The organism is Microbulbifer sp. MI-G (genome assembly GCF_030440425.1).
Taxonomy (GTDB): domain Bacteria; phylum Pseudomonadota; class Gammaproteobacteria; order Pseudomonadales; family Cellvibrionaceae; genus Microbulbifer; species Microbulbifer spongiae.
Genome location: NZ_CP098023.1, coordinates 3,580,901 through 3,606,068, shown reverse-complemented (window position 1 = coordinate 3,606,068; position 25,168 = coordinate 3,580,901). Strand labels below are relative to the sequence as shown.

2 protein-coding genes are annotated in these 25,168 nt (G+C 46.4%); both read left to right on the top strand.

Annotated features, from left to right (window positions below):
• The first annotated feature begins 76 nt into the window (after nt 1-76).
• Nucleotides 77-11,245: an SDR family NAD(P)-dependent oxidoreductase gene (locus M8T91_RS14980; RefSeq protein ID WP_301414968.1), complete on the top strand. Its 11,169-nt coding sequence runs from the start codon at nt 77-79 to the stop codon at nt 11,243-11,245.
• A 186-nt stretch (nt 11,246-11,431) separates the two neighbouring features.
• Nucleotides 11,432-25,165 carry an SDR family NAD(P)-dependent oxidoreductase gene (locus M8T91_RS14975; protein WP_301414967.1) on the top strand — a complete coding sequence of 4,578 codons (13,734 nt, stop codon included), beginning with the start codon at nt 11,432-11,434 and terminating at the stop codon, nt 25,163-25,165.
• The last annotated feature ends 3 nt before the right edge of the window (nt 25,166-25,168 follow it).

Below are 25,168 nucleotides of genomic sequence, written 5' to 3'. Positions count from 1 at the left end.
ATAGAGTGTATCTTTTACTTCTGTCCATGGCGTAATTAACGGCTGGATAACGATCTTTCTAAGATCAGGAGTTTTCATGCAACACGCGCAAAGCCTAAAGGCTATTTATCAAGCACTGGCACAGGGTAGCATCAGTCAGAACGATGCTCTGGAGGCTATTAAATCAATCAAGTCAACCGGGCAAAAAACTTCCCTAGTACAACAAACGCTGATTGGTACGCCTCATTGGCGAATTATTGATATTGAGAAGCTGTCGAGTAAACAACCCAGGGCAAACCGGCTTTTATTATTAAATGGTACTGAACAGCAATTGTCATGGTTACAAACAACAGATAAGTCAGCACAAAACATAACCGATCTTGCTGAGCTTGGTAAGCATTTGGGTAATGCTGCAGGCGATATTAACCTAGTTTGGATGGCTCCCGATGTACAACAGCAGCCTGTTGTTGCCCTACTGCAAAACTTACTGCCCGAACAACAACAGTTTGTGAAGCTGTTTGATATCATTAAACGGCTGATCACAATTGCAACAGATCAATCAATCAACTTGATATTAATTACTGCCAACAGTCAGCAGGTACTGGAAGATGATTTGATCAATCCCACCTATGCAGGCGTGTTGGGCCTGGCAGGTTCGTTGGCAAAAGAGCATCCCAACTGGTCGTTACGCTTACTGGATATTGAGAGCCTGGCAGAACTGACAGCCAGTGATTGTTTCAATCTGCCATTGATCAATGCGCATCAACAGCTTGCTTATCGAAAAGGTCATTGGTATCAGCCCTGTCATGTCTACACTGAACTGCAGCAACCTGACGAAGGAGTATTCCAGCAGAGTGGTCGCTATCTTATTATTGGTGGAGCTGGTGGTTTGGGGGAAGTGGTTAGCCAGTATTTAATTGAACAGTTTGATGCTAAGGTTATCTGGTTGGGAAGAAGGCCAATAGATAAAGCTATCAGAAAAAAAATTAAGAGTCTGGGTATTTTTGGAAAACTTCCTGTTTATATCCAGGCTGACGCCAGTAATTTAGCGGCGTTACTAGAAGCTAAACAACAGATCATTAGTCAGTTTGGCAGTCTAAATGGCATTATCCACTCAGCGCTGGTACTGAATGATAGCCGTTTAGCCAATATGGATTGGACAGATTTTCAGGCAAGCTATGCCAGTAAAGTAGATGTTAGTGTGAATATGGCAATAGCTTTTGCCGGGATAACGCGAGATTTTATTCTGTTTTTCTCCTCTGTAGTATCGATGTTACACTCTGAGGGACAGGCCAACTATGCTGCAGGATCAACTTTTCAGGATGGCTTTGCGTTTTTTTTGCAACAACAAAACCGCCTGGTATCAAAAACCATTAACTGGGGATATTGGGGAGATGTGGGTGCGGTCAGCAGTGAAAAGTACAATGCACTGATGACGCAAAATGGTATTGCCTCTATTCCACATAAACAGGCAACACAGGCAGTCAGTGCCTTGCTGGCGTCACCACAGAATCAGATCAGCCTGGTGAGTGTATATGACTCCTTTGCCCGTCAAACTCTGTTCACCCCTTTATTGCAGACTAGGGCATCACAAATTACTGTGCTTAACGCGCCGTTATCAGTGCGGCCGGATCATACACTGATGGCTAAGGTCGACGATCTGGGGCAGGGGATCACAGCCATGCCAATGGATACCCTTGCAGCAAAAATTGTACTGTCAATTCTGCAGCAGCTTAATTTATGTCGCCCTGTAGCGCAGTCAGTTATCGATGTAATACCCACTCACAAAAGCTATTTGCTGCGCTGGCTGCACAGGACTCATAGTTATTTACAACAACAGCAACTGCTGGATGATCAACTGGCGGTGATCGGTGAACCCGAATCGTTATCACAGCTGTGGCAAAGCTGGCTTCAGCAGGCTGAACAGTGGCGAAAGCAGGCTGCTGTCGCTGATCATGTAATCCTACTGGAAAGCTGCTTACGGAAGTTGGCTGACATTCTCAGCACAGATCTGGCAGCTACCGATGTACTCTTCCCCAATTCACAGCTAATGCTGGTAGAAAAGGTTTACAAGAACAATCCACAGGCTGATCTGTATAATATGTTACTGGCGCAAAACCTCCAGGCATTACTCAGTCAGCTGCAATCAGGAGCGACTATTCGCATCCTGGAAGTGGGTGCTGGTACCGGAGGCACAACTTCTTTATTGTTGCCGTGCTTAATAGCCCATAGAGCTCAGATAGTCGAGTATTGTTATACCGATATATCTAGGGTATTTCTGCAACATGCCGAGCGACATTATCAGCCACAATTTAAAAAACTTTCCACAGCTATATTTGATGTTTCCAAGCCTGTTGTCGAACAAGCTATAACGGCCGGAGCATTTGATGTAGTGATTGCCACCAATGTAATCCATGCCACCGACAACGTCCGCATCACTTTGGACAATGTTAAGGCCACTATGAAAAAGGGTGGTGTGTTACTGTTAAATGAAGTGAGTAGCTGGTCGTTGTTTAGCCACCTGACATTTGGTTTGTTGGAAGGCTGGTGGTATTGCCAGGATCCATCGTTACGGATCGATGGCAGCGCCGCTATTGCGCCTGAGAAATGGGGGGAAATTCTCGCTCAACAGGGTTTTTATAATATAGTGTTTCCCGCAAAGATACTGCATGGATTAGGACAACAGATTATAGTGGCACAAAGTAATGGTAAGGTGATACAGCAGGTGGTTAATCAACGACCTACTGTACCTGACAATATAATTGCGACACAGCAGTATCCGACAACGACTAAAGAAACATCTCAGGGAGCGGCGACAAACAGAGATGAGCTGTTACAATATGCGCAGCAATACGTTAAACAGCTGATTGCCGGCACCTTAAAAATCAAACTGGATCTACTGGACAATGATACCACCTTTGCTGATATAGGACTGGATTCCATTTTGGTGGTACAACTGACTAATAAATTCAAAGAACTTTTCCCGCAAATTACCAGCACCCTGTTTTTTCAGGTACAAACCATTAATGGCCTCGTACAGTATTTTGTAGACGAATATCCCGCAGTTATTCAGACATTACGGATTTCTGCAGAAAAATCTTTAGGGGCCCTGATCCTAGAGACTAATCAGCAAACTAGGTTTGCAAAACTAACAAGTAACTGGAAACCACAGCAAGATGATTTAGTATCCGGCTCTCGGTCAAATAAATTATCGAGCGCGCGAACCAACAGCGATATTGCCATTATCGGTGTGGTAGGGCGCTATCCACAGGCGCCTGATCTGGCGAGTTTCTGGGAAAACCTGAAAACTGGCAAAAACTGTATCAGCACGATTCCAGAACAGCGTTGGGATTGGAAACAGCACAATCAGAATTCACGCGGGTCTGGCGGTATTTACAGTAAATGGGGCGGTTTTATCGAGGATGTAGATAAATTTGACCCGGTTTTTTTCAAAATTGCTCCCAAAGAAGCCAGCAAGATAGATCCCCAGGAGAGACTGTTTTTGCAAGCCTGTTACCACGTGATTGAGGATGCAGGTTATACTCCTGATTCTTTAGATTCTCGGCAGGGTGTTGCTGTGTATGTGGGGGTAATGAACTCAGGTTACAGTACCCAACCCTGTTATTTTTCAATTGCCAACAGGGTATCTCATACGCTGAATTTTTTTGCTCCATCGATGGCAATTGATACCGCATGTTCATCATCGTTGACTGCAATTCATTTGGCAAAACAGTGTTTACTACAGGGTGAAGCACGAGTGGCAATTGCGGGCGGGGTTAACGTGATTGTTGATCCTGGACATTACCAGTATTTGTCCGAACTCAATATGCTAACTGCCGACAACAACCTGCGTGCCTTTGCTGCTGATTCAGATGGCTTTGTTGATGCTGAGGCAGTAGGTTGTGTGTTGCTAAAACCGCTCGGTACCGCCCAACAAGATGGTGATTATATTTATGCTGTACTAAAAGGCAGTGCCATTAATGCTGGCGGTAAAACCAATGGCTACACAGTACCCAATGTACAGGCACAAACGAAAGTGATAACTGCTGCTTTGCAGGATGCTGGGGTGAGTGCTGCTGATATCAGTTATATTGAGGCGCACGGTACAGGAACAGCACTCGGTGATCCCATTGAAGTAGCGGCATTAAGCCAGGCATTTAAGGAACACACTGCGGAGTTGCAGTATTGTGGGATTGGTTCAGTAAAAACCAATATTGGTCACTGCGAATCTGCAGCTGGCATTGCCGGATTAAGTAAAGTGGTCCTGCAATTGCAGCATCGCACGCTGGTACCATCAATTAATACTTCAACCATCAGCCCGGAAATCCATTTCCCTAATACTCCGTTTACACTACAGCAAACTAGCTGTAGCTGGCTACCAAGAAAAGGTAAGCCACTGTTGGCGGGAATTTCCTCATTTGGGGCGGGAGGATCGAATGCTCATTTGATCATCCAGCAAGCTCCTGAAACAGTAGTGGCCAGTAACCAGCAACTACAATCACAACTGGTTATTTTGTCAGCGCGAAATGAACAACAATTACAGCAAAAAGCCGCAGCGCTGATAAAGCAAATCGATCAACTGCAGTCAGCCGTACTGGCCAAAGTAGCCTTTACTCTGCAGGTTGGCCGCGAAGCTATGATGGAAAGACTGGGTTTTGTGGTCAATTCACTGGCTGAGCTAGGGCAACAACTCAGCGACTTTTGTCACAATCCGAGCGGGTTGACGGCAGAAAACAGGTCCAGCGTGCGCAGTCGTCAACATAATGCAGGTGATTTGCCTCGGTGTGTTGAACTGAATATCAAACAGCGGGACCTGCATGCACTATTGGCTGATTGGTTACAAGGCACGGATATTCCCTGGCAAAGTTTATGGCAAGAGGCGAGCCCTGGGCGAATACCATTGCCACTGTATCCGTTTACAAGGCAATCATATTGGCAAACCCCAATGCGTTTCCGCAGTCTATGCGCGGTTACTGAACAGTCAGTCGAACAACCGGCAGCCATCGGGCATCCATTATTACAGCAGAATATTTCCTCATTGGCTCAGGTGACGTTTAGAACAACTTTTCGGCAACAACTGCATTACTGGCAGGCACTGGAAATGGTGTGTGCGGCAGTGGATCGGGCAATATGTGCGACTGATGGCAACAATCAAATCAATATCAATGGTTTGAAATTTTCTGAGCAATTTAACAGTGAGAAAACTCAAACCCTACATACCAGGGTAGTGCAGTTAGCTGCAGGTATTGGTGTAGAGATCTGTACTCCTGATGCAGACGTGATCTGCCAGGGACAGGTGAGCAGTGAAGCATTGGCGAATAAGCACCTGGATGTGGGTGCCTTGCTGCAACGGACAGGTAATAGCCATCAACAACAATATGCGGCTTTGTTTAGTCCACAATTGCGTGTGATTGCTGCTAATGGCAATGAGCTGATCCTGCAAGCCCAATTTAACCAGCCACAACACGGTTTGGCCAATGCTGTAGAGGTGCAGCTTCAGCCAGTGATTAACCAGTTTATCGGCGATGTCGAATTTCAATACTCGTATACACCGCTGAGCATTCAGCAGATCACCTATCGTGGTGTTTTGGCGGGCGATATTTATATACTGTGCCACAACCGCAGCACTGAGCATCGGATTCTGCTAGATATGGAACTGGTCGATCGTCAGGGCAAACTATTATACAGTCTATCGGGTATTCACTATGTAACAACAATCCGTCAGCCTGTATCACAATCTGTGACTTCTCAGCCAGGACAAGCCGGGCCGCGTGCACAGCCAGTGACAGCGATGCCAGAAACGCAGCTTGTTATTCCCCTACCTGAATGCACCAAAACCCTTATTTCGGTGGCACAGCCTTCCCGATCCAGGCCAGCGGGTATTCAATTATCTACAGACGCTACATTAAAGAAATTATCGGAACAGCAGCGCCACACGACCAGCAAGCCGTTGATACGCCTGACATCAGTAACAGCAAGTAATAGTCCAAATGTAAACGTACATAGTGACTGGATAAAACTCACTGAAATGGGTAATGGTGTTATTCAGTTGCGGATCAACTTTGATGGCACAAAGAGCCAGCAGCAGGCTTTCATCGATTATTTAATCAGTGCGTTTAATACAGTAACCGCAATTGAATATGCAAAAGTACTGTCTATTCAGGGATTAGGAAGTTGTTTTAAGCAGGATGCAATCACCGCCTACAACTATGCATTGCAAGCGGGCTTGCTAGAACAACTGACTTCCATCGAAATTCCTGTAGTGAATGTGTTTAGCGGAGATGCCTCGGGACTGGATTGGATTTTGGGTTGTTTGGCCGATTTGCTGCTGCTTGAAAGCGACAGTCAATACGCCCTATCAGCAGGTGTGGCATTACAACCTGATAGCGCCTTACTGCAGTTAATGTCTGTACGCTTTAATGGCAAAATGCCGATACAGTTATTAGTTGATTCAGATAAATGGCCTACCGAAAACAGACTTGCCTATCACAGAGTTGCGAGCGGAAAAATGGCCGAAACTCTTTACGAGCTGCTGTACAGCATAGTTAGCAAGCCGCTGTTGTCACTGGGGCTATTGAAAAAGCATCTGGCAAGAGAAATTAAGTTGGTAACCGCTCGGCTCACCAAGCTATTAAATCCTGAAATTATATCAGGTGGAAAAGCCGGCATAGTGGATAAATATCATTCCGCCCTGCAAATTTCAACAAACAATTCGCGCTGGTTGACAATTTCTCGCCAGGTAGCCGATGATATTGCGGAGGAAAAAAATCCCGCGCAGATGAGTAAATTACTGATTTCTATTATTAACAGCTTACCCGAAGGTGTCTGTTTACAATTGGACGCTATTCTGTTTGCATCCTTAAGCTGCGCAGACATCAAACATTTTATTCCACTATTTTCTGCGTTATATACTGCTAAGGCGATACTGGTTTTCAATGGTGCAGGGCATAACTGTGCAATCTGCTGGCTCATTGCAGCCCAGTGTGATTTGTGTCTAGTGACTGATAGCAGCGTATTTGACAGTCATGGCTTGCTCGATGACGAAACCTTAGCAACCAGTGTAATGGCAGTGTTTGAACAGCGCTATGGTGCTGATCTGGCCAGGCATGCATTGTTGTCCGGTTCGATTATTCAGGCAAAACAATTAATCACTCAGTCCTTTAAGGCTAACCTTTATGGAATTGAGCAACTTGAAAATGTTCAAACTCCAGGATCAGTTGTTGATCGACTCACCAACTTTTCTGAGGATGTGATCAGATTCTGTCGGGTAAAGTGGCAAACTCTGGCAGCCCAGAAGTTGATGGAATCAGCTGTTGCGGAGCAGCCGGTTACCGGTAACAATAATTCGGTGGCTGTCTCTGTGGAAGCCTCTGGGATATGGGTGATCAGCTTACAGGATTCCACTAATAAAAATCTGTTTTCTGATAACTTGGTGCGTAGTTTAAAGAATGCATTCAGCCGGGCTGTAACTAATCCGCAGATTAAGTGCGTGGTAATGACAGGCGATGGTGCCTGGTTCTCGGCAGGAGGTGATGAAAGTACCTTAAAGTCGATTCAGCGGGGAGAAAATCAATTTACTGACAACCCAATATTCCAGATTGCGATGCAGTGCCCGCTACCTGTCGTTGCTGCGATGCAGGGACATGCTATTGGTGGCGGCTGGTCACTGGGATTGTTTGCCGATCTGCTATTGTACAGTGGCCAAAGTAGTTACCAGGCGCCCTATATGAATTATGGCTTTACTCCAGGTGCCGGGGCCACTTGGGTGATGCCTGTAAGATTAGGGACCGATCTTGCCAGAGAAGCTTTGTTTAGCGGCAAGAGGTATAGAGGTAGTGACTTAGCGGCTAAGGTTCCTGATTTGAATACAGTTGCACGGCAGCAGGTACTGTCGGAGGCTATGCAGCTGGCTGATTGTATTGCTCAATTGCCTCGCACCACTGTATGTCAGCTAAAAACCCACTGGCAGAATATGCAGCAACAGCCGCTGCAAATGACGTACCGTGCTGAACTGGCAATGCATGAGCAAACCTTTGTTAATAATGACGCTGTTTTGGCTAACATTGAACATAATTTTGCTGAGGCTCCACCGCCCGTTGCTCACAATTCTACAGTGCCTCTTACTGTGGAAGGTCGGAAGTATGAAGAGGTTTTGCAATATTTAAAAACCAGTCTGTGTGAAGAACTACAAATTGGTACTGCTGAGATCACCGAACAAGTGCAATTTGTTGACTTGGGTCTGGATTCAATTTCCGCTGTCTCTTGGATCAAAAAGATCAACCAGGCGCTCGAATCTGATTTGGATGCCACTAAAATCTATAGCTATTCAAACATAGCCAGTTTAACTGCGTATATTGTGCACAGTGTGGTGAGCAGTCCTGAACAAAATTCCCAATCTGACAGTCTACCGGACCTGGGTCAGCAACGGCTTGAGCAGCAACAGATCGATACCGTCGGCTTAGTCGAAGAGCTAAAAGCCCTGCTAGTTGAAGAGCTGCAACTTCCGTCGAGACAGATTGACCATGACAGCCAGTTTATGGATTTGGGGCTGGATTCGATCAGTGGGGTATCCTGGATCCGACAGATCAACGAAAAATTCCTCACTGACCTGGATGTCACCGGGATCTACAGATATCCCACGTTGAGGCTATTCGTTGAATTCCTGCAACAGCAGCTTCCTCTGGCTAAGCAGCGTAGCGGTATTGCGAAGATTGTTGCGACAGATGATCGTAACGAGCGAATCACCCATGAATTATTGGAGTTGCTGGCTCAGGAATTGGAGATATCCGCTGATGAAATTGACCCGAAGTCGCAATTTAGTGATTTAGGGTTGGATTCTATCACTGGGGTAACCTGGATCCAGAAAATCAATAATCAATATGGCCTCGATATAGAAGCAACGGAAATTTATCGACTGCCCACAATGGCACAATTTTCCCAGATGGTCCAGACAGCATTAGAGAGGAGTTCCGTGACGGAACTTCCTCTTGTGCCTTCAGTTAAGAGTCTGAGAAATCTCGTGCACCAGTTACCTGAGCCAGCCAACTTTGGGCAATGGCATAACCTGAAGTCGTTTAGCTGTGTACAACCGCAAGCTGTTCAAATGCCACTGAGATCCACTGCGAACAATAAAGTAAGCGGTGAATCAGAGCAGGCTATTGCCATAGTGGGTATGGCCGGACAGTTCCCAAAAGCTGACAATCTGCAACAGTATTGGCACAACCTCGCGAGCGGGGTTGATTGCATTGAAGAGGTTCCGATACAGCGTTGGGATAACGACAAATACTATTATCCGGATAAAGTCACTCCAGGTAAATCAGTAAGTAAATGGATAGGCATGCTGAGCAATTACGATAAATTTGATCCCTCATTTTTTAATATTTCACCTCTTGAGGCTGAAAATATGGATCCACAACAACGCCTCTTCCTGCAAAATTCATGGCATGCCATTGAGGATGCAGGATATAACCCCGAGTCACTGTCGGGGACGCGATGTGGCGTGTTTGTTGGCTGTACTACTGGCGATTATAATCAACTGTCACGGGAACTACGTATAAGTTCACATGGCTTTACCGGTGGTGCAAACTCGATTCTTGCTGCTAGAATTGCTTACGTTCTTGATCTGCAAGGGCCGAACATCGCCATAGATACTGCCTGTTCATCGTCATTGGTAGCAATTGCGAATGCCTGTGAAAGCCTCAATTCCGGCACGTGTGATTCCGCATTAGCGGGCGGGGTTATTGTTTTGTCTACTCCAGAAATGCATATCAAAGCCTCCCAGGCAGGGATGTTATCGCCATCCGGGCACTGTTATAGTTTCGATCAACGGGCCGATGGCATTGTATTGGGTGAAGGTTGCGGTGTGATATTATTAAAACGCCTGGCCGATGCTCAACGCGATAAGGATCCCATTAAGAGTATCATAGCAGGTTGGGGAATTAATCAGGACGGCCAGACTAATGGTATAACGGCGCCAAACCCTGAGGCGCAAAGTAAGTTGCAAACCCATGTTTACCAAAGATTCGGCATTAACCCTGAGTATATTGGTCAAATAGAGGCGCACGGTACAGGAACTCGACTTGGTGACCCCATTGAAATAGAAGGCTTGAGAAATGCCTTTGCAGATTTTACCAATAAACAGAATTATTGTGCAGTAGGTTCAGTAAAAAGTAATATTGGCCACTGTTCAGCGGCAGCTGGTATTGCTGGAGTAATTAAACTGGTGATGTCATTGCGTAATCAGCAGTTATTGCCAACAATTAATTTTGATACACTGAATTCCCATGTATCACTGAATAACGGACCGTTTTATATTAATGACCAATTGCGCGACTGGCAGTCCATTGATGGGCGGCCCCGCATGGCTGCTATCAATTCATTCGGATTTAGTGGTACCAATGCGCATATCGTACTTGAGGAGTATCAACAGGCCAGCAGTCCTACTCAGGTTACTGTACCAGTGTTGCTGCCGTTATCTGCAACAACTCCAAAAGCGCTACAAAAACAGGCACAATTTTTAGTGGATGTTTTGCAACGGCAGCCAGATATCAACCTGGCTAATTTAGCTTATACTTTACAGGTTGGGAGAAAACCGCTGCAGCACAGATTGATTTTTCTGGTGAATGATCATGCAGATTTATTGAAAAACCTACAGCAATTTATCTCTGGAGAAGTCGCAGGAGATAGGCTTTTTACCCATAATAGTAAGGATCATATTCAAGCCCTGAGTCTTCTCAGTGACGATGATGAACTACGCATCGCCGTTGTACGCAAATGGTGTGAGCAAGACAGATTTAATAAAGTGGCTGAGTTGTGGAGCAAAGGGCTGACAATTGACTGGCATTTTCTTTACCCGGATGGATTGCCTCAGCGAATTACTCTGCCGGGCTATCCATTTGCTGAAGAACGTTATTGGATCGGTCAATACCGGCCCTATCAGAATAGTGTTGAAAGCAAAGAATCCTCAACACACCTACACCCACTGTTACAGGTTTGTGTAAAAGAACTAACTCATGCCTCCGCCGCTGATACGAATCGAATTGATCAACAGCTGCTTAACCAATATCGACCAAATTACCTTGCCATGCCAAGCTATCAATTTGCCAGACATCCTATTTGGGTGAAAAAGAAAAACGCTAAAGAAATTGCAGTGTTAAAGTCAGATATGCTAAAGCACGGCCACACTGCTGAGACGTTATTAGATCGTGTAATCGATAATGCGTTATCAACCTCAGATGCCGCTGAGTTATTGCAGCAGTTGTTGTAAAAACATATTTTTCTTTAGTGTATCTTACACCCTAATAAATTCTTTGAAGTGTGCGCGGCCCTGCTGAACTACACGCTTAGAAAATTTTACTTTCTTTCATAAAGCAAATCACATTGGACACTGTGCTTGCATGGCGATTATTGCATGTGCTTGTGATGTGTCATAATACGTATAAAGTACAGTCAAATGGTCAATTTAATTGAATATATTGTTTCCGAGTTCAAACAACAGCGACTGTCAAAAGGCGAGGCCTTAGCCCTTATAAAACAGACTGCTGTTGGTAATGATTCTGGTGATAGGAAATTACATCCATTGCTGCATGACAATATTTCTGACCTGTCACAGCAATGTTTTCGTACGCGTTTTAGCCCTAACGATGTATTTATAGTCGATCATCAGTTGGCTGGCCGTGCAGTATTATGCGGTGCGGCTTACATTGAAATGGCAGTGGCAGCGCTGCAACTTTCATTACCCCTTGACTGGCAACAACAGCAAGTCAATATTAGTGAATTACTCTGGCAAATACCATATCACCCAACTGAGGATGGCGAGTTATTTACCCATTTATTACCTGTCGGTGATCCGGAGCAGATGTCGTTTCAATTTAATATTTTTTCACTTGACAAAGATGATAATGAGCTCATCTATTGTTGCGGTACGATATCAGCCCAAGCCCTTGGCATCCCCAAAGCAATTGATGCCGCTTTGTTATTGAACGAAGAAGTTAGCAGTAGTATCTCTGGCGAGCGTGTTTATCAGAGTTATAGTGATCTTGGCCTGGATTATGGAAGAAGTCATAGGGGTATTGCCCGACTGTTGCTGACATCGACAGCAACACCTGCACCAAGAGTGGTGGTAACTATCGCATTGGAAGATGAGGGGTTTAATCGATTTAACGAAGCTGGACAGGTTGATAATTATTTGAAGATTCATCCGGGAATTTTAGACAGCGCATTTCAGGGCATTTGGGGGTTCTCAGAAGGTCGTCATGATGGTTCTGCATCGATTAGGGTGCCATTTGCCATGCAGCAAATGATCCTATATCGGGCGGTTCCCTCTAATTGTATTGCGGTGTTGCAACCCAGTGGTAGTGGCGGTGCTGAGGACAATCAGTACAGCATTGATTTATATAGTGAAGACGGCAGCGCCGTAGCTAGTGTTCGTGGATTTACCACCCGTGTCTTTCCAATGGAACCTGTTCGGGCAGATCTCGCAAAGGGGTTACTTATGGCCAGCCCCGGCTGGCAATCACAGTCGTTAGACCCAGAACGTAAAGCACCACAGAATATTCCCAAACTGCATCTGTTTAGCCTTAATCTGGGTAAGGTCAGTCAGCATAAAGCCCCGGCTAGCTGGTCGGTACGTAGCCTATCCTATAGTCCGAAAAATTTGCATCAGGATTATCAAATTCTGGTGCTGTCCATATTTGAACTGTTACAAGACAGTGTCGATATCAGTCATCTTTTTGTGGTGATTGCGATTGCAGAACTACCTGGCGCAGAAGTGTTTCAAGGTTTACAAGGGTTACTGGCGACTATTCAGCAAGAACATCCTGAATTTGTTGGCAAACTGTTGTTTGTGCCAGCCCATAGCGAAACGTTTCAATTACAACAGTGGTTAGCTCATGAAATCAGCCAGCCAGAGAGACTGGTCAGATATCGTGATGGACAACGCTGGGTAAGGGGTTGGGAACAGCTGGTTGATGCTGGCAATGAGCAGGGAGTGAGCGAGCCATTACCCTTGCGGCATAACGGTTGCTACCTGATCACTGGAGCAACAGGTGGGCTGGCAAAGTTGTTTGCTGCCTGGATGTTGGCCCAGGGGTCTGAGATTAAAGTGGTGCTGTGCGGACGCAAGAGATTGAGTCAAGCACAGCAACAAACTTTGCTTGCTGAAATTGGTAAGCCATCACAACTGGTGTATCGACAGTTGGATGTTACTGATAAAGTACAGCTTAACGCTGAAATCGCGACAATCAATCAAGAAATAGCACCAATAAACGGGATTATCCATAGTGCCGGATGTATTGATGACAAGCTGATTAGAAATAAAACCCAAACGGAAATTACGGCGGTATTGCAACCCAAGGTGCAGGGAGCCTGGTTAATAGATGAAGCCACCTCTGCCTTGGATTTAGACTTTATCGTTCTGTTCTCTTCTGCGGTAGGCAGTTTTGGTAATCCCGGACAAAGTGATTATGCCGCCGCCAACGGTTTTCTGGATGGCTTTGCCCAGTATCGTAATCGTTTGGTACAGACGGGTAAGCGTCAAGGTCATACCATTGCTATCAGCTGGCCTTTATGGCAGGCGGGAGGCATGGGTTTGCAGCAAACGGCGCAACAGTCGGTGTATCTTAATACCGGAATGATACCGATGGAAGTGGATACCGGCATGGAGATTTTTTGCTATGCACTTAACAGCAGAGAATCACAATTATTTGCCTGTAAGGGAGATACAGAAAAAATTAAAGCCGCTACTATTGAGGCAAATAACACACGACAGATGGTCAAGGTTGCCTCTGGGCAAGATCAGTCTCTATTCACTGATACTTCGACTGGGATGAATAAACAGGATGCCTTGGTGTTTTTGACCAGCCAGTTGAGTCAGCTCTTGAAAATGCCTGCCAGACAGATTGACCCCCGGGCACCGCTGGAGAAGTACGGTATAGATTCAGTGCTTGCCACCACTCTGGTGCACCATCTGGAATCCTACTTTGGTCCTCTGAGCAAAACTCTTTTTTTTGAATTTCAGACCATTAACGATCTATGTGATTACCTGTTACAACAATATCCACAAAAGTGGCAACAATCCCTCAATGATCAGGCTCATCAATTTCAGAACCCATCTTCTGAAAAACCGGCTGTAACTGTATCGCACAAAAAGCTCCGCTCGACTGCTTTCTCTAAACTCACTTATAACCGAGCTGTTAGCGGAGTTAAGCAGAGCTATCCCCGGGATAAGATAGCTGTTGTCGGTCTGAGTGGCCGTTATCCCCAGTCAGAAGATGTTGCCGCTTATTGGGAGAATTTAAAAAATGGTAACGACTGTATTATTGAAATTCCTGAAGATCGCTGGCGCTGGCAGGATTATTACTCGGAAGACAGAAATGAAATGGGGCGTCATTTTAGTAAATGGGGCGGATTTATTTCCGGAGTTGATGAATTTGATCCACTGTTTTTCAAGATTTCACCCAGTGAAGCTGAACTATTGGATCCCCAAGAGCGATTATTTTTACAGCATAGTTGGATGGCAATTGAAGATGCGGGCTATACAAGAGAGAGTCTACAAATAACCCATAATCAGGGCATGCCGGCTCAGGTGGGTGTTTATGTGGGAGTGATGTACAGTGAATACCAGTTGCTGGGTGCCCAAGCCAGTGTATTGGGTTTTCCTGCAGCATTTGCGGGAAACCTTGCTAGCATTGCCAATCGAGTTTCCTATTTTTTTAATATTCATGGCCCCAGCATGGTGGTGGATACGATGTGTTCATCGTCGCTGACTAGCATTCATTTGGCCTGTCAGGATCTCCAAATGCAGCGTACTGATCTGGGCATTGCCGGAGGAGTGAATGTAACGACTCAACCGAGTAAATATTTGATGCTTAGTGCCGGGCAATTTATTTCTAGTTATGGCCATTGTCAAAGTTTTGGCGAGGGTGGCGACGGTTATATTCCCGGCGAAGGTGTTGGTGTAGTAGTGTTGAAGCGTTTCGTTGATGCGCAACGGGATGGTAACCATATTTATGGCCTCATTCGGGGAACGGCGATTAACCATGGCGGCAAGACCAATGGTTATACTGTGCCTAACCCAAATGCCCAGGCGGCGGTTATTGTGAGCGCGATGGAACAGGCCGGAGTCGATCCTTATCATATCAGTTATGTAGAAGCACATGGCACTGGTACCAAATTAGGTGACCCGATCGAAATAGCCGGACTCACTCAGGCGTTTAACCGCAAAGTTTCTCGAAGAGATACGGGCTACTGCCTGATTGGTTCAGTCAAGTCCAATATTGGCCATTGTGAATCGGCAGCAGGCATTGCCGGACTGACTAAGATCCTGTTACAAATGCAGTACCAACAGATTGTCCCCTCGCTGCATTCCGCCAATCTAAACCAACACATAGATTTTGACGCGACGCCATTTGTGGTAAATCAATCCCTAACACCCTGGAAGCGCCCGATGATCGACGGGCAGTCGATTCCCCGGATAGCGGGAATTTCTTCTTTTGGTGCAGGTGGATCCAATGCCCATATAGTGATGGAAGAATATGTAGTCGATAAGTTGACTCAGAGGCAAAAACTGCCGGCTTCTGCTGCTGCCGGGTATCTGATCCCACTGTCAGCGCAATCCAGATCGCAGTTACAACAAAAAATTGCCGAGCTCAAGCGATTCTTAACTGACACAACAGGACAGCAATTATTGGCCAGGCCCCACGGGCTGGCACAAATTGCCTATACGCTACAACTGGGACGAGAGGCTATGGTGTACCGGGTAGCCCTGGTAGTACAGTCTTCACAGCAGTTAGTCACTACCTTGCAGCAAGCCAGCGAAATTACTGCTTCGCAAGACAACATTGTGTTTGGAAAAGAGCAGGACAGCAATCAAATGCTGGGACTGTTGACCCAGGATGATGAAATCCAGCAGGCAGTGAATAATTGGATTAATCGAGGCATGTTGAATAATCTCGCAGAGGTCTGGGTCAATGGGTTTCCCTGTGAATGGTCACTGTTTTATCCAGATGTGATCCCAGGATTTGTCAGTTTGCCCACCTATCCGTTTGCCAAGGAAAAGTACTGGTTTGTCCCACCACTGGACTGTCAACAGTCAAGTGGAGTGACAAGATTACATCCACTGTTACAGCAAAACATCTCAAGCCTGCACCGGCAGGAGTATTCATCTCGGTTTACTGGTACAGAGTTTTTTATAAACGAGCATCAGGTGAAGTTAGCTGATGGAGGGGGAATCCCTAGACAGCAGCCTGTGATGCCTGCGGTGGCGTATCTAGAAATGGCGAACGCCGCCTTGCAAAATGCAGTACCGGGATCGGAATATAGTGTGCAATTGCATGATTTGATCTGGCTATCACCGCTGACTGTTACCCAGCCAACCTCGGTCAATCTGACGTTCGAGGTAGCTAATACGGTGACTTTTGCTGTTAGCTCCAATCGGGGTTCTGATTCCCAGCTACACTGCCAGGGTGCTGTGGAGTTTTCCCCAGTAGCAGTGCCGCCTGTGCGAGATATCGTGGCAATTAAACAGAACATGCAGCTACAGCCAGAATTTGCTGCACGGGTTTATCCATTGTTTGTCCGACTGGGGATTCACTATGGGCCTAGCTTTCAGTCAATCAAATCCTTGTATCGGGGAAAAAACGAGCTGCTGGTGCAGCTGGGGTCTGATCTATCCATGCAACAATGGCAGCTGCATCCGGCGATTATGGATGGGGCGGTACAGGCGTGTATCGGATTTTTTAGCAATGGCAAGCAATTGCCTGATACTGTGAGACTGCCTTTTGCATTAGATACCATGCAGATGTTTGCTGCCTGTCAAAGCGAAATGTATGCCTTGATCCGCAGCCTGAACGATGTGACAAGTGCTGACATCATACGTTTTGATATTGAACTGCTGGATGGAAACGGCAATATTTGTATACGGTTATTGGGGTTAAGCACCCGCAGTTTAAGTTCAGCTCAGTTTTCCTCCGCTGCTGTGGATTCAGCGCATCTAATGGTGCCTAAATGGCAAACTCTGGCTCAGTCCGATGATGAGGTAATCCTGCCGCCTCAGGTAAAGACAAGGTTATTGTTGCTGGGATTTAGCCAACAACAAATCGCCGATTATGCTGTAGAAGCACAAATCAGCAGGTTTATTGCCCCGGCAGCCGATAGTGGTGTGGACTCTGTAGTGGCCGATCATTATCAACAAGCGGCATTGGAAAGCCTAAATTGGCTGCAACAGCAACTATCCCACAGTGGGGAGTTGCTGTTGCAATGCGTGGTAAACTGTGAGTGCGATTATTTATCCGGGCTTTCTGGTTTATTTAACACTGTAACCTTCGAGCAGCCACATATTCGCAGTCAGTGGTTACAGGTTAGCCCGGAGCAGTTAACTGAGTTACCTAGGCTGTTACAGGTAAGTTTGACTACGACCGGCATCCAGCATTTTCGCCAGGTAAATGGCATGGGACAGCAACTGGTGTGGCAGCACTGGCAAGAATTAACATTGGGCGATGCGGAAAAATCAAGCAAAACAGTGTATCAGAACGGTGGTATCTATCTGATTACCGGGGGTCTGGGTGCTCTTGGGAAAATTTTTGCGCTCGACATACTTGAAAATACCTCAGCCGCGCAGGTGATTGTCACCGGGCGTAACCCACTGAATGACCACATCAGATCCCAGCTGCAGAAAGTACAGTCACAGGCGGGTGGCGATGCTGAACAAGCATTCCGGATTCATTATCATCAACTGGACCTTGCCGATATACAAGCCTGCCAAGCAGTGATTGAGACCATCATTGATTGCTACGGTGGACTTAATGGTATTATTCACAGTGCCGGCATGGTGGCTGACTGTTTGCTGACACAAAAAAATACTGAACAGTTTCGCCAGGTATTACAGCCAAAAGTGGCTGGCACAGTGAATCTGGATTTGGCCAGTCAACAGGTACCGCTGGACTTCTTTGTGCTGTTTTCTTCGTTATCCGGGGCTATAGGCAATGCAGGACAGGGTGATTATGCTTGCGCCAATGGTTTTCTGGATCAGTTTTCCCGTCAGCGCAATGCTCAGGTGCAAGAGCATAACAGATCAGGACTAACGGTGAGCATCAATTGGCCGTTTTGGCGCGATGGTGGTATGGTCCTGGACGATATGCAGCTGGCAGCAATTACTCAGACCACCGGAATTATCCCTCTGGAGACTACGGTAGGTATTCAGGCGTTTCATACTGCTATTAAACACCAGGTTGAGCAACTTATGCCGCTATCTGGCAGGTTGGACAAGATCTATACTACCCTTCTGGCGGGTGACGACAAAAAATGGTTACAACAAACTAAGGTGAGGGAAGAAGTATCAGCTTCAGATGATCAGGCAACTACTGTAATTTACACAGAGAAGGCGATCGCTTTTCTCAAAACTGAATTTGCAATGATTCTCAAAGTGGCAGAGCAGCGCATTGATGCTGATGCTGAATTTGAAAGTTTTGGTATTGATTCGGTGTTGGCGATGCGCCTTACCAACCAATTGGAAAAAACTTTTGGCAGTCTGTCAAAAACACTGTTATTTGAGTATCAAACTATCGCCCAGCTAGTCAGCTATTTTCTGCAGCATCATGCCAGTACCATTGAATCTCTATTGAAATCAGAGGCAACTCCTGACCGGTATCAGGCATCTGTGATCAGCAATCAACACCAAGTTTCTGGCGCGACTAAATCCAAAAACAGCTTTCGCCAGACAGCATTTCGCATTATGGACAATGCCAGCTGGCAGGCATCGAAACCAGCGGCTGTCGACCGGGAAGTTGCTATTGTTGGCCTGTCCGGGCGTTATCCGCAGGCTGATGATTTACAGCAGTTCTGGCACAACCTGAGAACCGGCAAAGATTGTATTACAGAAATTCCTCCAGAGCGTTGGGATTATCAGCAGTATTACTCTGAGGACAGATATCAAAAAGGCAGATGCTATAGTAAATGGGGTGGCTTTATAAGTGGCGTCGATCAGTTTGATCCACTGTTTTTCAATATCTCTGCCAAAGAAGCTGAGGTGATTGATCCTCAGGAACGCTTGTTTCTGCAAATAGCCTGGCAAACGTTCGAAGATGCCGGGTACTCAAAAGATTCACTGTCTGGTGCTTGTATTGGCGTTTATGTTGGAATTATGTGGGGGCAATATGAGTTGTATGGTGCACAACTCACTGCATCCGGTACGATTCCCAGCTCTTCTTACGCCTCGGTTGCCAATCGGGTGTCTTATCTGTTCAATTTTTCGGGTCCTAGTCTGGCTCTGGATACCATGTGCTCATCATCACTGACTGCAATTCATTTGGGCGCAGAGGAAATTCGCCGTGGTGAAATAGCTGGCGCTTTGGTGGGGGGGGTTAATATATCCATCCATCCTCACAAATACCTCAACCTTAGCCAGGGTGGTTTTCATGCCAGTGATGGCCGTTGTCGCAGTTTTGGTGAAGGTGGCGATGGTTATGTTCCGGGTGAAGGAGTTGGCGCAGCATTCTTGAAACCGCTGACTACGGCAGAGCGGGATGGCGATCATATTTACGGGGTAATAAAAGCCGGTGCTATTAATCATGGCGGTAAAACCAATGGGTATACCGTACCTAATCCTAATGCCCAGGCTCAAGTAGTGAAAAAGGCCCTACAGAGAGCGGACATAACCCCGATACAGCTGAGTTATCTGGAGGCTCATGGCACCGGAACCGCATTGGGTGATCCGATAGAAATTGCCGGATTGTGTAAAGCCTTCGCTGAGCATAGTGGCAACACACAGTTTTGTCCCATTGGTTCGGTAAAATCCAACATAGGTCACTTGGAAGCGGCAGCGGGTATTGCTGCGTTGACCAAGGTGTTGCTGCAATTTAAGCATCAGAAATTGGTACCGTCGCTGCATGCCCATGCCCTTAATCCCAATATCGATTTCAAGCAATCACCTTTTTATGTGCAGCGTGAAGCGACTGATCTGGAAATGAAGCAGCAGCCGCACAAGGCCGGACTCAGCTCATTTGGTGCAGGCGGTGCGAATGCCCATCTGGTGATTGAGCAATATATTGATCAGCGGCAGGTAACTCCATCGTCGCTACCTCAACTGGTCGTGTTGTCGGCCCAGAGTGAACAGGCACTGACTGAATATGCGGGTAACTTATTGCAGTTTTTGACAGATAACCCGACAGCCAGTCTCATTCAGGTTGCTCATTCGCTCAGGGTCGGGCGCAGTGAGTTTTCCTACCGTCTCGCTATTATCGCCGATTCCGTTGAGCAGCTAGTAGCTGCGTTGTCTGAACCGGGTACTGCGGATTATTGCTTCACAGCGCAAGTGGATGTCGATAATCAGTTATTGGATGGTGAAGCTGGTGAAGCATATCTAGATGTGGTGATTCGACAAAGGGACTGGAAAAAACTAGCGATACTGTGGGTACGTGGTGCCAGCATCGACTGGACACTAGTTTATCCGGACAAGCCGCCAGTAAAGCTGTCATTACCCACATATCCATTTGCAAAGGAAAGATACTGGATTGATGCCGATACTCAGACCGTAGAGCAAAATTTACCATCACAGCCGTCACAGCCGTCACAGCCGTCACAGCCGTCACAGCCGTCACAGCCGTCACAGCCCTCGATGCAACATAAAGAGCTGCCCCAACTTGTGTATTGTCAGCATCAGTGGGAGCAGCAGCCACTGCCTACAGCTGCAGACCCGACGTTACCCGGACCAATCTTGCTGGTAGGTGAGTATCAGCCGTTAACTGAATTGGCAAATGGTGCGGCCTGTATTGAGTTACAACATGGTGACTCATATCAACAAATTACTGGCAATTGTTTTCAGCTGGATCTGGCCGACAAAAAGCAGGTGCGGCGGATGCTACAGCAATTATCCAAAGACCAGCAATTGCCTCGACAGATCTGGCACTGGCCATCACCCAGCTCACTGTCGTGGTCATACCAGCAGCAATTACTGGACTATGTCAGTTTATTAACGATGGTGCTGCAAGAACCTGAGTGTCGCCAATTGAAAATAGTGTCCTGTTGTGATTTGCAGGGATTGGATCAGGTGTTTTGGATGGCATTAGCAGGTTTTTATCGCACTTTGGCGGCTGAATATCCTACAATCCAAGTAAAACTGATTAGCAGTGAACGGGCAGGTTTTTCAGAAAATGTTCAGTTAACAGAGGAGTTCGCCGCCAGCCATTATGGTGTAGTCGTGGTGAATTATCACTATAACAACCAGAGTGAACTGTGGCTCCGGGAAGTGCAAAAAATGGCCGAAGTTGACGCGATTGATACCGTCAATATTACTCTTAAGCAACGGGGACGTTACCTGATTGCAGGCGGATTAGGGGGGCTGGGAGTGATGTTTGCCGAATATCTTGCGCAGCATTATCAGGCAGATTTGGTTCTGGTTGGTCGTTCTGATCCGCGGCCTGAGCAATACAGTCATTTAGAACAACTGCGAAGCTTTGGCAGTAAAGTGAAATATATTCGTGGCGACGTGGCCAAAGCTGAAGATGCCAGCAGAATTATTACAAAGGCCCTGGCGGAAATCGGTGATCTGAACGGTATTTTTCTGAGTGCCGGAATAAACAGTGACAGTCTGCTACGCAACAAAAGTCAGGGTGAGTTCGCTAAAGTGATGGCGTCTAAAGTGCAGGGAACTATTAACATTGATCGGGCCAGTGCCGACTTGCAGTTAGACAGTTTTGTTCTCTTTGCTTCTATTGTGGCAATGATAGGTAACCCTGGACAGGCAGATTATGGATTTTCTAATCAGTATCTGAACGAATTCGCTCGTTTCCGTAACCAGCAAGTCGCCGCCGGATTACGTTGTGGACAGAGTGTCGCCATTAACTGGCCGTACTGGTCAGCAGGAGGCATGAATCTGGGAGAATCGCAGCAAGCGTTAATGACCCGACGTACCGGGCTGCTGCCGATACAAAAAGAGCAGGGCGTGAAGGCGCTGTTATATTATCTGTCGGCTGGCGTTAATGCGGGTGCACCATTATACGGTTATCCGCAACAGATCAGAGAAAAACTGTTGGCTGCCAGTAGTTACCATACGGTGCAGTCAGCATCACAGGTGAATTATGTTCGGGGTGGTGAAGATCAGGATAAGTTGCGCAAAGCACTGGATAACTATCTATTGGAGATGCTTTGTCAAGAGAGTCGTATCCCGAAAGAACGCATAGATATCGGCGAGCGTTTTGATGCTTACGGTGTTGATTCGGTGATGATCAACCAGTTTAATATGCAGCTGCAAAACGTATTTGGTGAACTGCCAAACACCCTATTATATGAATACGATAATTTGCAGAAACTGGCAGATTATTTGATTACCAATCATACGATTGCTATTGCCAATCACTTTGATTGTGAGCCGCCAACAGCTGTGCGATCTATAAATGTTGCCAGCCCGGATTCTTCAGCCAATATTGCATCCTCGCAGCATATCGCTGTGGCTGAGCAGCCTCAGACAGAAAAAATAGCCATTATTGGGTTGCATGCCGAGTTCCCAGGTTCTGCCAATCTGGAAGAATTTTGGAAAAACCTGCTGGCGGCTAATGACATGATCACACTAGTACCATCAGAACGCTGGGATGCCGAAGCCTGGTATGACATTGATCCTTCTCAGGCCGCAGCAGGTAAAATTTATTGTAAATGGGGTGGGTTTATTGATAATTTTAATCAGTTTGATGCAGATTTCTTCAATATAAATGATCAGGAAGCACTGATCATGGATCCCCAGGAGAGGCGCTTCTTACAATCCTGTTGGTCGGCATTGGAAGATGCTGGCTATACTAGGTCAAGTCTGCGCCAGTTGAACCCAAAAAGTCGCAGTGCCAATGTTGGGGTGTTTGTCGGTGTCACCAGCAGCTCTCATCAGATCATCGCTCCGGATGCTTGGCGTGAGGGCCATATGGTTTCTCCGGCATCTATGCCCTGGTCGATTGCCAATCGCATTTCATATATCTTTGATTTTAATGGTCCGAGTATTCCAGTAGATACTGCGTGTTCTTCAGCGCTGGTGGCGTTGCAAATGGCCTGTGAGAGTCTGCGAGACCAGCAATGCCAGTTAGCGATTGCAGGAGCTGTTAACCTGTATTTACACCCGGCCAAATATCACGCGTTGTGTCAAAAACGTATGCTAGCACAACATGGAGAGTGTCGCAGTTTTGCAGCAGGTGACGATGGTTTTATCCCCGGTGAAGGCATCAGTAGCGTAGTTTTAAAACCATTACAACAGGCGATGAACGACCGCGATAATATCCAGGGTGTGATTGCCGGGGGGGCTTATGAGCATTGTGGTCGTTCAAACGGTTATTCAGCACCGAACCCGGCTGCACAGGCTTTGGTAGTGGAAAAGGCACTTACGGCCGCTGGAATCAATGCAACGAGCATTTCCTACATTGAAGGACATGGTACAGGTACGCAGATTGGTGACAGTCTAGAAGTGGCTGCATTGCATCAAGTATTGGGTAAACACCAGCTGCAACAGGGACAGTGTGCATTGGGATCTGTCAAGGCGAATATAGGACATGGTGAGTCTGTGGCGGGTATGGCCGGGCTGGTCAAGGTACTGTTACAAATGCGCTATCAGCAATTGGTGCCGGCTCGATTTGCCAACAATCTGAATCCGGATATTGATCTGACCAACAGTCCATTACGGGTATTAGCCTCAGTTGAGCCCTGGCAGTTACCACAATTGGGTTGCCGTACCGCGTTAATTAGCGCCTTTGGTGCCGGAGGCGTCAATGCCTGCCTGGTGATAGAAGAGCCACCGCAACAAAGTTTTAGCCACACTCACCATATTGCTCCACTGGTGCTATTAAGTGCTGAGACAGACAACCAGCTAATGCAGTTAGCTCGGGCAGTAACTGCTGCCTTGGATAGTCTTGATGATCAACACTTTAGTGCACTTTGTTATACCTTACAGGTAGGCAGAGAAGTGCACAGTCATAGATTGGTAATCCAAGCCAGCAGTGTTGCGCAATTACGTCAGCGATTGGCTGAGTATATTGGCAAAAAAAGGAATGAGGCGATCATGGTGGCCGGCGAGGTAAAAATCAAATTTACATCAGCTGAACAACAGCAACGCCACCAGCAATGGTTTAATAACGGTGATTATCAGCAACTGGCCAGAGCTTGGTTGACAGGAGAGCCGATAGCCTGGTTAGTATTCTATAGTGAATCAGTCACTCAGCGTATCTCCCTGCCTACATATCCGTTTAAACAAAGTGTGTACTGGGCAGGAATGGCCAGTGCCAAACCACCCCAAGAAAAAACAGATACAGACGTGCAGTCCGGTATTCACCCTCTAGTGACTGTCAATGTGTCCAGTTTGAGGGAGACTCGTTTTGAGGCCCACCTTAAACGGCAAAGTTATTATGCAACCGATCACAAAATTAACGGTGAGGCCGTTTTTCCTGGTACTGCATTACTGGAAATTGCTTGCATAGCAGGCAGTGAAGCCGGAGAAGGCAGGGTCACTATGCTCAAAGATATTGTCTGGGCTAAACCACTGAGTTTTGTGGAGGGCGATCGGTGTCTGAGCACGGTATTGAAAGATATTGGTGGTTTTATTGAGTTTGAACAGGTTTCTACGGATGACAATATGCAAGTCGTTGTTCACGCTGAAGGGCGTATGCAATTGGACTGGATGGATAGAAAAACCCAAATAAAAAAATTTTCTGTTGAGCAATTAGAACAGCAATGTGAATACAGCCTTGAAGCTGAAGAATTTTATCAGATGCTTGCCATACGAGGCTTAGAGTATGGAGAAAGCTTTCGGACAATCCGGCAATTGGTCAGTTGCTCCGAACATGCAATAGCCAGGTTAAAATTACCCGTAGTGTTAATTTCTGATTATGCCAGCTATGTAATTCATCCTGTGCTATTAGATGGCGCCCTACAATCTGTCGCAGGCTATCTGTATCTACAAACCTCGGGAACTGACACTTCTATGCAGTTGCCATTTGCCATAGATACTTTGACCTTACACCGTCCACTTACCCAGGAACTTTATGTGTACGTAACACCTGTAGATCAGTTCAATAGAGAGATTCCGGGGATCAATAGATTTGATATCGCGCTGTTGAGCCTAAGTGGTGATTTACTGCTGATGATCGAAGGTTTCTATGTGCGTGCATTGTCAGACTCCCCTAGTAAAGAATATATCTTGGGCAAACACGCCCAATTTTGAAAT